Source organism: Pseudomonas neustonica, assembly GCF_003797945.1.
GTDB lineage: Bacteria > Pseudomonadota > Gammaproteobacteria > Pseudomonadales > Pseudomonadaceae > Halopseudomonas > Halopseudomonas neustonica.
In genome coordinates this window covers 111,393-126,007 of the sequence record NZ_RKKU01000010.1, presented here as the reverse complement: position 1 = coordinate 126,007, position 14,615 = coordinate 111,393, and the positions used below count along the sequence as shown (strand labels likewise).

The 14,615-nt window shown below is 50.3% G+C and carries 10 protein-coding genes and 1 pseudogene; 7 read left to right on the top strand and 4 right to left on the bottom strand.

What is annotated here, in order from left to right:
• Positions 1–100 precede the first annotated feature (100 nt).
• The 7 genes and pseudogenes from gmtZ to EF096_RS10230 all read left to right on the top strand — a co-directional run bounded on the left by gmtZ (position 101) and on the right by EF096_RS10230 (position 9,984).
• Complete coding sequence (gene gmtZ / locus EF096_RS10260; RefSeq protein WP_123889526.1) at positions 101–3,991, top strand: gamma-mobile-trio integrase GmtZ; 3,891 nt, start codon at positions 101–103, stop codon at positions 3,989–3,991.
• Positions 3,992–3,999: 8 nt separating this feature from the next.
• Entirely contained in the window at positions 4,000–4,608 is a 609-nt protein-coding gene (gmtX, locus tag EF096_RS10255; protein ID WP_123889525.1) for a gamma-mobile-trio protein GmtX, read from the top strand.
• Between the two features lie 111 nt (positions 4,609–4,719).
• Positions 4,720–5,517: pseudogene (locus EF096_RS10250) on the top strand (radical SAM protein); the annotation flags it as partial.
• A gap of 32 nt (positions 5,518–5,549) precedes the next feature.
• Complete coding sequence (locus tag EF096_RS10245) at positions 5,550–6,149, top strand: DUF4823 domain-containing protein (protein WP_372237884.1); 600 nt, start codon at positions 5,550–5,552, stop codon at positions 6,147–6,149.
• A gap of 74 nt (positions 6,150–6,223) precedes the next feature.
• A complete protein-coding gene (locus EF096_RS10240; protein WP_123889523.1) occupies positions 6,224–6,805 on the top strand; it encodes a DUF1285 domain-containing protein in 582 nt (193 codons plus the stop codon).
• A gap of 254 nt (positions 6,806–7,059) precedes the next feature.
• Positions 7,060–9,213 carry an adenosylcobalamin-dependent ribonucleoside-diphosphate reductase gene (locus EF096_RS10235; protein WP_123889522.1) on the top strand — a complete coding sequence of 718 codons (2,154 nt, stop codon included), beginning with the start codon at positions 7,060–7,062 and terminating at the stop codon, positions 9,211–9,213.
• 69 nt (positions 9,214–9,282) lie between these two features.
• Positions 9,283–9,984, top strand: a complete 702-nt coding sequence (locus tag EF096_RS10230) for a TSCPD domain-containing protein (protein WP_123889521.1) — start codon at positions 9,283–9,285, stop codon at positions 9,982–9,984.
• Positions 9,985–10,662: 678 nt separating this feature from the next.
• Here the strand turns inward: EF096_RS10230 and EF096_RS10225 are convergent.
• The 4 genes from EF096_RS10225 to EF096_RS10210 form a co-directional block, all read right to left on the bottom strand.
• Positions 10,663–11,586: a LysR family transcriptional regulator gene (locus EF096_RS10225; protein WP_123889520.1), complete on the bottom strand. Its 924-nt coding sequence runs from the start codon at positions 11,584–11,586 to the stop codon at positions 10,663–10,665.
• A gap of 132 nt (positions 11,587–11,718) precedes the next feature.
• Positions 11,719–12,228, bottom strand: a complete 510-nt coding sequence (locus EF096_RS10220) for a flavin reductase family protein (RefSeq protein WP_123889519.1) — start codon at positions 12,226–12,228, stop codon at positions 11,719–11,721.
• Positions 12,229–12,355: 127 nt separating this feature from the next.
• Positions 12,356–13,393, bottom strand: coding sequence for a methionine synthase (locus tag EF096_RS10215; RefSeq protein ID WP_123889518.1), 1,038 nt, complete (start codon positions 13,391–13,393; stop codon positions 12,356–12,358).
• Between the two features lie 22 nt (positions 13,394–13,415).
• Entirely contained in the window at positions 13,416–14,399 is a 984-nt protein-coding gene (locus tag EF096_RS10210) for a DUF1852 domain-containing protein (protein WP_123889517.1), read from the bottom strand.
• Positions 14,400–14,615 lie beyond the last annotated feature (216 nt).

Sequence of the window (14,615 nt, the reverse complement as noted above, 5' to 3'; positions counted from 1 at the left end):
GTAAGCGCTTCGATTTCAAATGTCCTATCGAAGTCATGAGCGAAGTGATGCAGAAAGCCTTGGCTATGCAATATGATGCTCCTGCGTCAATTCAATAACCGTGTTGCACTCAGCTCCTGCAACCGCCCCTTGTAAGCCGGAAATTATTTACAGTGCTGAATGGGGAGGATGGAAAAATTTTCTAGGTCCTCAAGAAACTAAGTTCTATCCAACTCTTGAAGAATGTATCAAAGCGTCAAAGACACTAAAGATAAGCTCCTCAGTAGACTATGCACGACGATACTCTGAAGATGCAAACCTACCGAGCACCCCTAGTAATGTTTATCACCAAGAATGGGAAGGTTGGGCAAAATTTTTTGGGAACGATAATGAAAGATTTTATGAAAATATATTCGCTGCTGCTGTTGCTACTAAAAAAATGGGCGTCCGTTCAAGTGAGGCTTATCAGATTGAATATAAAGCTAACCCCCAGCTTCCTTCAAATCCAAAAAACTTTTATGCATCTGATTGGAAAGGGTGGTCTAAATTTCTAGGGAAACGAGGCAAATGGTATCTCACAGCCGCCGAAGCTAGCAATGCTGTGCGTATCATGGGCATCGACTCGCAACAAGAATACAAAACGCGTTACAAGGAAAATCCAAGATTACCAGCTCATCCAAATGATGTGTATTTCGATCAATGGTCATGTTGGCAAGATTTTCTTGGAAGACATTCGGCTAACCGATATAGGACATTGGAAGAAGCCAAAGATGCATGCCGCATAATGGAAATAACTAACTTCACTGATTATTGTGACTGCTACATTTCAAATCCGCTGCTTCCAGAACGTCCAGATCAGTTTTATTCACAAGAATGGCTGGGGTGGGCAAACTTCTTTTGTGTAGCGCAGCACGCACATCGTTACGAAACCTTAGAGCATGCTAGCCTTGCGGTTCAAAAGCTCGATATCAGAACGTGGTCTGAATATCTGCTGCGTTACAAAGAAGATGCAATGCTGGGACCTTCACCTGCAAAATACTATTTCTTTGAATGGAAGTCGATTCCTGAGTTCCTTGGATTACCAGAAACAGTTAAACCCTATTTGAATTTAAATGAAGCAAGTCATGGCGTACAGCAATTAAAAATCCAATCATATAAAGAGTACAAAGAAAGGTACAGGGAGGATCCATGCCTCGTTGCTAATCCAAATGTAAGATACAAGCATGAATGGATTGGTTGGCCTGGATTTTTTGGTCTCACTGAAACCATTAAATATGCTTCTTTCCATGATGCTAGCGTTGCTACGCAAAAGTTAGGTATAAAATCAATAGCAGATTATAAAAAACGCTACAAAACGGACTCGAAATTACCTGTATACCCACCATTGCTCTACAGCTCTGAATGGACAGACTGGTACGATTTTTTAGGCAAACAAGTGCCTGTTTTTCATAAAAATCTATGCGATGCGGCAGCAAGCACGATTTCATTGGGGATCAAATCTCAAACGCAATATAAAAAACGATATAAAGAAGATCAATTTTTGCCTTCTGATCCTGATAAATACTACTCTTCGGAATGGTTAGGTTGGAGGCACTTTCTAGGTACAGCTAAAGAGAAAAGTGAACCATTTAAAGGTTTTTTATCAGAGGTTATGGAAGCAAGTCCTGCTTGGTTCTCAGCGATAGAATGCTACGTACACGAGGGTGTTAATCAGCAATCCAAGCTCTCAAATCTGCGTCAGTTATACAAACAAGTTATAGAGCCTAACGATTTAGGAGTCTGGCCTGGCTTAATCCTGGATCGCTGCAACCCATTTCCTGCGGATAGTTATCTATATTACATTAACGATACTGGCGAATCTGCTAAACGAAATCGTCACAGTGTTTGCGTTATTTTTTTTGAGTGGCTGTTAGATAAGTATTGCACAGATGAGGATGATAGCGGTCAAGTGGTACGGTTGCCTCAATATCGTAATCCTTTGACTACTTTGATGAGTCATCTGCCAGGGTTACTACCTACATTCAGGCCTTCCGAATCGGTCAAGCCTGTCTTACCAATGTCAATTATCCTCAGAGCACGTACTCACCTAGTGCCTCCAGAGGCTTTAACACTGAAAGATTTGGCGTATAGACATCGGTTTTTGGAGGATTCATGGTTTGAAGTTTGCCCCTCTTTAATTGACAGACATGATCCAGATTGTGTGTGGAGAGAGAGAGTATTGGATCGTAAAAAAAATGGAAAAAGGTATCGCCAGAAAGTATTTCAAATGTGGTCTCCTGTGAAACTGCTATCGCTTTATACGCTTATATCTGTTCCGCTCAGAGGCCAACAAATATGCTGGCTTGATAGCGGTGAAGCGGATGAGTATATCCCAATATTAATAGGTACTCAGTTGGAATGGGTAGCTAATACTTCAAACCTTGCGTCTAAAAATCATAATAAAGGTTTTATTCGTCAGATGAGCGATGGTGGCATCGGTATGCACGTAACGACAAATAAAACTGCGAGAGGAGGTCAAGGGTATTCCATACCATATATTCCTCAAGAGTTAGCGTATTGGATGGTAAAATTGCGTGAGTGGCAAACAAAATTTAATACTTTATCCGCTCCAACTCCTTGGCTTGATATCGTAGTTCGTCAGAGAATTAATGAAGATGTACTGAAGGCACGAGGTTTCTCAACATTTTTATTTCGAGATCCATGTTCAAATACTGATCCTTCCGGTAAATCACCAATAAATGTAGAAACAGCATTTGCCCGTCCTTTATCCGAATTATTAGGTATCATTCAACGGCCGGGTGAGGAGTTGGCTGAACAAGATGGGTTATATTTTAAAAGCCAATTCACGCCTCATTCATTGCGCACAAGCATGATTACTGCCTACATTGTAGATGGCGGCGCACCTGTCCATGTGATCTCGAAACTGGTAGGTCACCATAGCTTAGTTATGACAATCTACTATTCTAAGGTTGGTTCAACCAAAATGGCCCAAGAGCTAGCCAGCGCTGAGAAAGTGGCCCTTCAGGCTAACGTTGACCGCTTGAAAGATTTAACCCTGTCTAAACAGATCGAAACAGCAAAGCCAGACTTGATTGCAGCTGATTACAATTTTTTTGGTGGGTTAACCAACCGCTGGCCTTCAGCATGCTATCAATTTACTGACTGGGGCCTGTGCCCGATGTCAGGTGGGGCCTGTGATACAGGTGGAGCGTTAATGTCCTCAAAAGGCTCCACAAGGATCTTTGGCCCTGTTGAATCAGGTTACCTAGGCAAGCGTAATTGCCCGCGCTGTCGCTTTTTTGTGACCGGACCTGCCTGGCTAGGTGGTTTACAAGCATTGGCTAATGAGATTCTTCTAGAGGTCAATATTGTTCGTACTGAATATCATGATCTGGAAGAACGCAGGCAGTCCTTAGAAAATAAGAAATTTGATGACGAAACTTTGGGAGTTCGTTTTGACCAGTCGTCAAGCTTGAATCAGACTACAGCGATTCTCGAGGAACGTGCCCAGAAATTAGACATGCTCTTGTGTGATTTTCAGAGTGTATACAGCTTAATTCGTCAATGTTTGGCTCTACTTAACGAAGGTAATGCTAGTGCTGATACAAAACAGCAGCTAATTATCAGTGGTCATAGTGAGCTCGAAGTAACTCTACAAGAGTCACGATCTGATTTTAGATTATTGTCAACAATTTGTGAGAATGCCGAAATGTACGAAAGCGCCAGCTCTTCGAGGGCCCTCCCAAAAATAGCTCAAATGTTAGACAGGTTTGCTGCGTCTAACGATATTACGCCCGGTTTATTTAAGCTTTCAGACAAGCAGCAACGAAAAGCCGCTAACCAAATTTCGGCCCTTCTAAGAGCTAGGCTCAATGGTGATTGGGCGCTTACTGAACAACTCATTTCTGGTGATATGGGTTTGTCTGATCTTGGGCCTGAAGAAATATTGCGTCCGCTGCGAGGGGAAATTTCAAATGCTATTGTTGATAGCTATATTGAACGCATAGAATAGGACTCACGATGAGTAATGAGATCGAAAATATTTATCAATCTTTATATAGAAAGATGAAAACAATCCGCAGTCAAAACTCTCTAAAAGTGATCCATAAGATATGTCAGGAGCATAAGAATTCAGGTTCGACAGATTTTCGGATCTCGACGATTGCACGACTTGGTATTGGACGTGGTGCGCCTTCTAAACAAACATTAGCTAATTCAGGAGGGCAAAATTACAGAATTCTCATCCAGGCTTGGCAGGACTCGGCGCCGAAGTCAGCGCGAACACAACCTTCTGCTGGTGATTGGATATCTGAAATCAAAGATTCGCGTTTGAGATTCCTAGTCGAAGATTTATATTCAAGACTTAAGAAATTGGAACGCGAGAATCTTGAGTTTTCTAAAGTCCCACTAGAAATAGACCTGAGAGGGGTCTCGCCTACCAATGCAGGACCTGACCTGATAGATTCAGAATGGGACGCACTCAAGCTTGCCATAGACAACAAGTTTTTAGAGAATATGGGTTGGCACATTGACCATCGTGGTAGCGTTTCGGACGCTAGCGGTGCTTTGATTTACAGAAATGGTTATGCAACCGCAATAGAGAAATTGCTCTCAGTTAGAACCAGTTGAGATAGATCTCCAAACTCTAATAGCTCACATAATAGTTTATTAGTAGTGTTTTTTGGTAGCATTACTAGAACTAACTTATTGTTTTTTAAGATTTTAGCTATATTTTGGTACTGGGAAGGTAGTACTAGTGGCCAGATGTACACCGCACCACAAAAGAAATTCCGTGCCCGTGATGAAGCCGAGGTGCTGGATGAGATTCGCCGGGTGGGCGACAGCTATATAGTGCAGCGCATCTTCCTTGCTGATGGCGATGCCATGGTGCTGCCCACTCGCCGACTGTTGCGCATCCTCGAAGCTATTCGCGAAAACATCCCCAGTGTTGAACGAGTAACCTCTTACTGCTTGCCACGCAATATCAAACGCAAGAGTGTTGAAGAGCTATCTGAGCTCAGGGAAGCAGGTTTGCAGATGCTCTATGTTGGCGCCGAATCGGGCGATGACGAGGTGCTGGCGCGAGTAAATAAGGGGGAAACCTTTGCCTCTACCGCCGATGCATTGAACAAGGCGCGTGAGGCGGGCCTGCAACGCTCGGTGATGATCCTCAACGGGCTGGGTGGCAAGGCGTTGAGCGCTCAGCATGCTGCCAACTCGGCGAAGCTGATGAACCTGACGCAGCCAGAGTTTGTGTCTACGCTGGTAGTGAACTTTCCGCAGGGTCTGGAGCGCTTCAAGGCACAATACCCGGATTTTGAGGAGCTGGACCAAGCGGCCTTGTTCAATGAGCTGCAGCAGTTTGTCAGTGCCTTGACGCTGGACAATAGCGTCTTTCGCAGCGACCATGCCTCCAACGCGCTGGTGCTCAAAGGCGTGCTCGGTGAAGACAAGGCGCGCCTGCTGGCGCAGATAGAAGAGGCGATAGTCCGTCCTGAGCGCGCGCAGCTTCGTCCCGAGTGGATGCGCGGGTTATAACCCATCTGGTCATGGTATTGAGGAGAAGGTGCATGATGCGTTTGGGCTTGGCTCTAATGCTGGTATTGCTTACAGGCTGCATGAAACCTTCCGAGATGACCCGGCAAGCAGGTTATTACCTGGGTGATGTGGGGGTGATTGATCACTATGAGATCAAGCGCAGCAGCACCTGGACGTTGCAGTCCGATTCCAAATTGTACATTGCCCAGGGGCACTTCCTGCCGATTGGTGATCCCTACGCCAGACCCAACGTGGTCGCTGAAGAAGCGTTTGCCGCCGCGGTTGAAGTATTTCCTATTGTGCGCCGAGCCGAACAGCCGCTTGGTTTGGAAGAAGCCCTGGCGGAAGCGCGCAGCTATCAATATGACTATTTGCTCTACACACGTTTTGCATCCGCTGAAGACGCTATTGGCAGTCCTGAGCAATGGGAAGAATCGGGGCGTTGGGAGGACCTGGGCGTCGACCGCGGTGTGTTGCATTTGATCCTTATGGAAGTGGGCACTCGTCATCTGGTTGATTTTGCCAGCATCAAAACCCGCGGCGGGTTTGTCCAGTTCTATAAAGCCAGCCCGCAAGATTTGCTGCGTCCGCCCCTGCGCGATTACACATTGCAGCTCTTGGGGCGGCATTGAGTTTCACCTGATCTGGTGAACTGGCAGCGCTTTTGCGCTGTCTATCCGTTTTACTTTCTCAAGGAGTGATTGATATGGCTAATCGTCCTTTGCCGGCGCAATCCCTGCTCGACAGTATTCCCCAGCGCGGCGCCTTGCAGCGCCGTGAGCCCTCACCGGTGCACCTTTGGAATCCAGAGCTCAGCGGTGAGATGGATATGCACATCACCCGCGATGGAACCTGGTACCACGAAGGTGACCCGATTGAGCGCAAGGCCCTGGCACAGCTGTTTGCCAGCATTCTTCGCTTTGATGAGGACGGCCGTTATTACCTGGTTACGCCGGTCGAGCGCTGGGCGATCAAAGTAGATGATGTGCCCTTTGTGGCGACTCGACTGCAAGTGGAGGGTGAGGGCGAAAACCAGTCTCTTGTCTTTACCACCAACCTTGAAGATGAGGTGACGGTAGACTCCGAGCACCCCATTCGCGTTGAAGTCGACAAGCAAACCCAGGAACCCTCGCCCTACGTGCTGCTGCGCGATAATCTGGAAGCGCTGATCAGCCGTAATTTGTTCTACGAATTGGCTGAGCGTGCGGTTGAACACAGCATGGATGGTCAGGCGCGTTTGGGCGTCTGGAGTAACGGAGAATTTTTCCCGATAGACGGTGCTAAGTAGCGGTTTAACCCAGCGCCCCGCGTCATTGCTGGGCGCGCTCTTAGTTGTCTCTGGTAACTGCTTTAATCTGCTTTAAAGTCAATCAAAAAATGCTGAAATCAGCCGGTTTTTACGGTTGATGTTTACCATATGTAGGTCTAGCATTCCCCAAATGCACAATAGCTAGTGTTTCTTTCGTGAGGTCGCGCTTAAAGGTCAATAGCCTTAAAGTCAATGCCTTTAGCGTGTTCGGTCGAGTGTTTCAGGAGAAGTTAATGAGTCAGACAGCCAAGGTACAGCAGCTGCGCAATGTGGTTACCAGCATCCCGATGCAGCCCGCTTCAGAGGATATCTGGGATACCAAGTACCGACTCAAAACTAAAGATGGCGTTGCTATCGATGGTGTGGTCGACGATACCTATCAGCGCGTTGCCCGTGCCTTATCTGATGTGGAATCCCCCGAATTACGCGAAGAGTGGAATGAAAAGTTTCTCTGGGCCCTGCGTCACGGCGCCATCCCGGCGGGCCGCATCACATCCAATGCGGGCGCGCTCGAGCACAAGCCCGCAACCTCGACCATTAACTGCACGGTATCGGCCACCATCGGCGATTCAATGGACGACATCCTGTCCAAATTGCACGAAGCGGGTCTGACGCTTAAAGCCGGCTGTGGTATTGGTTATGAGTTCTCTACGCTGCGGCCTAAAGGTGCCTACGTATCCGGTGCTGGCGCTTACACCTCCGGGCCACTGTCCTTTATGGATATCTACGACAAGATGTGTTTCACCGTATCCTCTGCCGGTGGCCGTCGTGGCGCCCAGATGGCGACCTTTGATGTGGGCCACCCTGATGTCATGGACTTTATCCGTGCCAAGCGCGAGGGTGGTCGTCTGCGTCAGTTCAACCTGTCGCTGCTGATTACCGAAGAGTTCATGAAAGCGGTCGAGACCGACAGCGACTGGAAACTGGCTTTCCCGCTGAATGCGGCAGAAGTGTTGGCCGATGGCATCAATGTTGATGATCCTGAGCAGGTTATCTGGCGCGAATGGCCGGAAAGCGAGCGTTACGTCACCCGTGCCGATGGCCTGGTGGCCTGCCGTATCTTCCGTGTCATCAAGGCGCGGCGGATCTGGGACATGATCATGGCGTCCACCTATGACTTTGCTGAGCCGGGTTTTATCCTTATCGACCGCGTGAACCAGATGAACAACAACTGGTTCTGTGAAGAGATTCGCGCAACCAACCCCTGTGGTGAGCAACCTTTGCCGCCTTACGGTGCCTGTCTGCTCGGTTCTATCAACCTGACCCTGTTCGTGCGCGATCCTTTCACTGAGAAAGCACGTTTTGACTGGGATGAGTATCGCCGCGTGGTCGCCATTTTCACCCGTATGCTGGATAACGTGGTGGAGATCAATGGCCTGCCACTGGAAGAGCAGCGTAACGAGATTTATCGCAAGCGCCGCCATGGCATGGGCTTCCTGGGTTTAGGGTCAGCCATGACCATGCTGTGCATGAAGTACGGTGAAGAAAAGTCGCTGGTATTCACCGAAGAGGTCTCCAAGGAAATGGCCATGCAGGGCTGGCGCACCGCGCTGGAGCTGGCTGAAGAGAAGGGCGCAGCGCCGATCATGGACGAAGAGTTCACCGTGACCGAGGCCATGCTGGCCAAGCGTCCAGAGATGCGCAAGGACGGTATCAAGGCGGGTGACGTAGTGCTGGGTAAGGTACTGTGGGCCAAATACAGCCGTTACATGCAGCAGGTCGGTGCCGAAGATGCCAAGCTGGCCGCAGCCTTGGCTGAGAAAGGTGGTCGTTTTACGCATCACAGCTCAATCGCACCTACGGGCACTATTTCATTGTCGTTGGCCAATAATGCGTCCAACGGTATTGAACCCAGCTTTGCGCACCACTACTTCCGTAATGTGATTCGCGCCGGGAAGAAATCGAAAGAGAAGGTCGATGTATTCAGCTTCGAGTTGCTGGCTTACCGTCACTTTATCAATCAGGACGCGCTGCCAAGTATGGAAGCGGGTACACGTAACCTACCCGAGTATTTCATCGCTGCGGACGATGTTAGTCCGACCGAGCATGTGGATGTGCAGGCAGCGGCGCAGAAATGGATCGACTCATCGATCTCAAAAACCGCCAACGTGCCGACTGACTACGCCTATGAAGACTTCAAAGACATTTATCTGTACGCCTTCCACAAGGGCTTGAAGGGCTGCACTACCTTCCGCTTCAACCCCGAGGCGTTCCAGGGCGTGCTCGTCAAGGAGCAGGATCTGGCTAACACTACCTACCGCTTCAAGCTGGAAGATGGCAGCTTTATCGAAGCCAAGGGCGGCGATGAAATCGAGTACGATGGCGAGTTGCACTCGGCGGCTAACCTGTACGATGCCTTGAAAGAAGGCTACTACGGTAAGTTTTGATAGGCTGCGCGTACGCACCGAACACCAAGAATTGATAGCTGCGCCTTTGCGCAGCGAGGAAAGCGTTACATGGCACTGAAGATCAACAGTAAGATTGTCGACTACTCTGTAGTGAAAGCCGACGAACCGGCGAAGGCGCCTGAAGCTCAAAGCGTCGCTCCAGCGATCGAAGAAATGCACGAAAAGCTCAAGCGTCCCGAGTTTCTTGAAGGCTCCACCTACAAGATCAAGACGCCTACATCCGAACATGCGATCTACGTCACCATCAACGACGTAGTGCTCAATCACGGCAGCGATCATGAGACCCGCCGTCCGTTTGAGATCTTCATCAACTCGAAGAACATGGAGCACTACCAGTGGATTTCAGCTCTCACGCTGATTATTTCCGCCGTATTCCGTAAGGGGGGTGACTGCACTTTCCTGGTAGAAGAGCTACGCAGCGTCTTCGACCCGAAGGGCGGTTACATGAAGCGCGGTGGTCGCTGGATGCCATCACTGGTCGCCGAGATTGGCGACGTACTGGATCAGCATCTCAAGCGCATCGGTATGCTCAAAGACGAGATGGATGAGCACCAGCTTGCCTACCTTGAGCAGAAACGCGCCGAGTTCAACAGCTTGAAACCGCAAAGCTCGGATGAGGCGGAATGTGATGACAGCGCCTCTGCCTACCCAGCGGGTGCGCAGATGTGTGGTAAGTGTCATACCAAGGCTGCAGTGCAGATGGATGGCTGTTTGACCTGTTTGAGTTGTGGTGATAGCAAGTGCGGCTAAGTGTTTGATTTAACTGCGCGTTATCTATAAAAAAACCGCCAAGTTTGGCGGTTTTTTTTGGTTTGACCTTTTAGAGGTGAGCTTCAGTACTTCGAGAATGGGTATTCAAAGCTACTTTCTGAGCTTTCGTCTCGGTTGCCTTTCGCCTTTGCCGGCGAGTTATTTTTGTTTGCTTGGCCAAACAAAAGTAACCAAAAAAAATCCACGCGACCAGCTTGGGCCACCAAGCTGGCCTGCGGCTTCTCTGCGTTACTCGACAGCTTGGGAGGGGATTGATGGCTGCAGAGCGGCGTGTTTTTCGGGTTTAGTTACTTGGACAGGTAACGCAGAGACAAGTAACGACACGGACTCAAGCCCCATCTGCGCGGGTGAGTAGCGCAGAGCTGTCGGGAAAAAGGCGCTTGCGGTGTCTGAGGTGCGCAGCGCCGAGTTTGCAAGCGCCCCCGGCAGCTTGAGCAACGCAGCGAACCCGAAGGGCCGCACAGCTGGGTGCCCGAGGGGGTTGTTAGGGGGAGATGGGCAAGCATCTCCCCCTGACTCGCCTAGAGGCGAAAGCGATAGTGAGCTACACACCAAGCTTGAAGACCGCTAAAACTGTAGGGCGGATGGCCGAAGCCATCCACCCTGGTGGTAAGTCTCTGGCGTTACCCGCCCAACGAACGTTCGCGCACGAAGCGCTCAATCGCTCCGCTTGGCACTCACCCCCTCAAGCGTCGCAAAGGACGTATCCTTCGCCGTCAGCAAGAAATCCTGCAGGTAAGACATCTCCAGCATATCCTCCCGCACTGCCGCGTATAGCGTACCAAATAATCCATCCGGGCCTAGCTTACGGGCACTGACGTACCCCTTGTGCAGATACTCGGCCATTGCCCAGTTGGGCAGGCAGCAGACGCCGCGGCCGGACGCGACCAACTGCATCATCATCACGGTCATCTCGGCGGTGCGTAGCGTCGCCGGCTCTATGCCGGCGGGGTCGAGAAACTGCTTGAAGATATCCAGCCGTTCACGATCGACCGGATAGCTGATCAGGGTTTCGCGGGCTAGATCCTCCGGGCGAACATGACTTTGCGCCGCCAGCGGATGCTGATTGCTGACTGCCAGTAATGCTTCGTAGGTGAACAGCGGTACGTAGCTGATGCCGGGGATGTCCAGCGGGTCTGAGGTGACCACCAGGTCCAGATCGCCGCGCGCCAATGCGGGTAGCGGGGCGAAGAAAAAGCCGGAGGCAAAGTCCACCTCCACGTCAGGCCAGGCGTTGCGGAATTGATCGATGGTCGGCATTAACCACTGAAAGCAGCTATGGCACTCAATCGCCATATGCAGGCGTCCGGCTTGTCCGCCGGCGAGGCGCTGGATATCACGTTCCGCCTGGCGCATCTGCGGCAGTACGCTTTCCGCGAGACGCAGCAGACGCAGGCCAGCGCTGGTAAAGCGTACCGGCTTGCTTTTGCGCACAAATAGGCTCAGACGGAGCTTCTCTTCCAGGTCCTTCAGCTGATGTGACAGGGCCGACTGGGTCAGGTGCAAACGCTCAGCAGCCTCGACCAGGCTTTCGGCGTCACGCAGGGTAATGAGGGTGCGCAGATGGCGGAGTTCGAGCATGGCGAGACCGAGTGTATGAATGAAAGCGAACTATAACATGGCACATGTGAGCGTTATTCAATCACAAATCCGACATCCTCATCGCAAATCGCTCGACCGATTGAAAGGATATAGAGCTGCGCCTCTCGATGCTCAAACAGCAGCAGGCTCAGTAAGGCTGCAGTATCGTCCCTTGAAATACAGCAAGGGTTGCGCGGCCGCAGTGTGCTGCAGTTTGCAGGCTTTGACTTCGCCGATCACGATCAGATGATCACCGGCGGTGTATTCAGCGTGAACCTCGCAATCAAGCCAGTGCAGGCTGCCCTCAATGATCGGGTTGCCCAGCGGTGATGACTGCCACTTGACGCCGCGCCACTTGTCCGAGCCCTGTTTGGCAAACTGATTGGAAATCCCGGCTTGCTTACCTGACAGTATGTTCACCGCAAATCGGCCTGCCTGACGAATGTGCGGGTAGCTTCGCGAATTGGCCATGACGCTGAATGACACCAACGGCGGGTTCATCGAAACGCTATAGAACGATTGGCAGGTAAAACCAAGCGGCTCGTGATCCGCTTCTGATGTGATCACCGTGATACCGGACGCATAGTGCCCAAGCGCTTCGCGAAAGCTTATAGGTTCGATAGCGGTAGTGGGTAATGACATAGCCAGTTCCTCAATGCTCGGCTCGGTTCAAATGTGTCGGGGGCTGACACAGTGCGCTTATATCGACCACTTCAGCCTGGTCAGGCACACTAGTCTCAGACAGCCCCCCAATTCATCACTTGCGATGCTAACTGGGCTGGTTCACGAGTTCCTTTCGTATGATCTCGGCGCCTGCACTTAGCGCATTCAGCTTGCCCCTTGCGACTGAGCGAGATAAAGGTGCCATGCCGCAATTAGTGCAGGGGTAGAGCTTGTCTGCATCTACAAATTGAAGTGCTTTTCGCAGCGTACTGGCGACTTGCTCTGGTGTCTCGATAATGTCCGTTGCCACATCAATGGCACCTACCATCACTTTTTTACCTCGAATGAGCTCGAGGAGATCCATCGGCACTTGGGAGTTATGACATTCCAGTGAGATCAGGTCGATATTGGACTTTTGCAGTTTAGGGAAGGCTTCTTCGTATTGGCGCCACTCGGAGCCCAGCGTCTTTTTCCAGTCAGTATTGGCTTTGATACCGTAGCCGTAACAGATATGTACGGCGGTTTCGCACTTGAGGCCTTCGATGGCTCTTTCCAGGGTGGCGATGCCCCAATCGTTTACCTCATCAAAGAACACGTTAAAGGCGGGTTCATCAAACTGGATGATATCCACACCAGCAGCTTCCAGTTCTCTGGCTTCCTGATTGAGGATCTTGGCAAACTCCCAGGCCAGTTTCTCGCGGCTTTTATAGTGGGCGTCGAACAGCGTGTCGATCATCGTCATGGGGCCTGGCAGAGCCCACTTGATGGGCTGACTGGTTTGCGCACGCAGAAACCTGGCGTCCTCCACAAAAACGGGCTTTTGCCGAGCGACAGCACCCACCACCGTGGGTACGCTGGCATCATAGCGATCACGAATTCTGACCGTCTCACGCTTCTCGAAATCAACACCGTCGAGATGTTCAATAAAGGTCGTGACAAAGTGCTGTCGCGTTTGCTCGCCATCGCTGACGATGTCGATGCCGGCCTGTAGCTGTTCCTGCAACGAGATGCGCAATGCATCCTGTTTACCCTCGATCAATTCCTGATCTTGTAATTTCCAGGGTGACCAAAGTGTCTCGGGTTGTGCCAGCCAGGCCGGTTTGGGCAAGCTGCCAGCGGTCGAGGTAGGGAGTAATTTTTTCATAAGAAATGGGCTCTTATCTGAGTTAGTTAACGTGGCTGGCAGACCATTGCTCAAGAACGCGTTGGTATGGCTTGATAAAATGCTCTTGCGCAAAACGACCCTGCTCAATTGCCAGTTGGCCGCGTTCCTGACGGTCATAAACGATTTGAGTGAGCGAGTGATCCTGATTCTTCAGGTTGGGTTGGTAGTGTTGTCCCGCCGCCGCGTTCGCGTTGTAAATTTCGGGGCGATAGATCTTTTGGAAGGTCTCCATCGTGCTGATAGTGCTGATTAGTTCGAGGCCGGTATAATCGTTGAGCAGGTCGCCGACGTAATAAAATGCCAACGGGGCAGCGCTATTTGGCGGCATGAAGTAGCGAACCTGCAGGCCCATTTTCTGGAAGTACAGCTCCGTCAGCGACGATTCATTGGGCTGGTATTCGAAGCCCAGAATCGGATGCTGGTTTTCCGTGCGTTGGTATATCTTGTTGTCCGAGACGCTGAGACAGATAACCGGCGGCTTGCTGAAGTGCTGCTTGTAGGCGCTTGAATTGACGAAATGCTTGAAAAGCTTGCCGTGCAGGTCCCCAAAGTTTTCGGGCACGCTGAACGCGGTTTGCTCTTTGTTGTGCTCAAGTAGCAGTACACTGAAATCGTAGTCCCGCACGTAAGAGGAAAAGTTGTTGCCGACGATGCCTTCAAAGCGTTTGTCGGTTTTTCTGTCAATAATGTGGGTTTTCAGTATCTCTATTGCAGGAAAGTTAACGCCCTCGTCTTGCGCATTGATAGCCATTTCGACAGAAATAATCTCAAGTTCCACCGCGTAACGATCGCCCTTGGGGTTATCCCACTGCGCCAATGCATTAAAACGGTTGTTGATCATGGCGAGCGTGTTGCGCAGATTCTGCTGGCGGCTTGCCCCTCTGGCCAGGTTGGCGAAGTTGGTAGTGATGCGCGTATCGTCGGCGGGCTGGTAACTCTCGTCGAATAAAGTGCTTTTAATGGTAAATGTAAATTCTGTATTCATCGCGATCTGTTGTCCTGATACCTGAGGTGATCCCTGACTCTGCTTTGCAGCTTCACGGGCAATAAAGCTCAGAGGTCTTGTCTGTGGCTAAGAAAGATGGGCATTTTAGGCATCTGTGGTGATTGAGAAAAAGTGAACTTTTTTACATGTGATCATTAGTAGCGCTCATAATCATGATGAGCCTACGGGCGAGCAGTACCACAAAATCGACAGGAT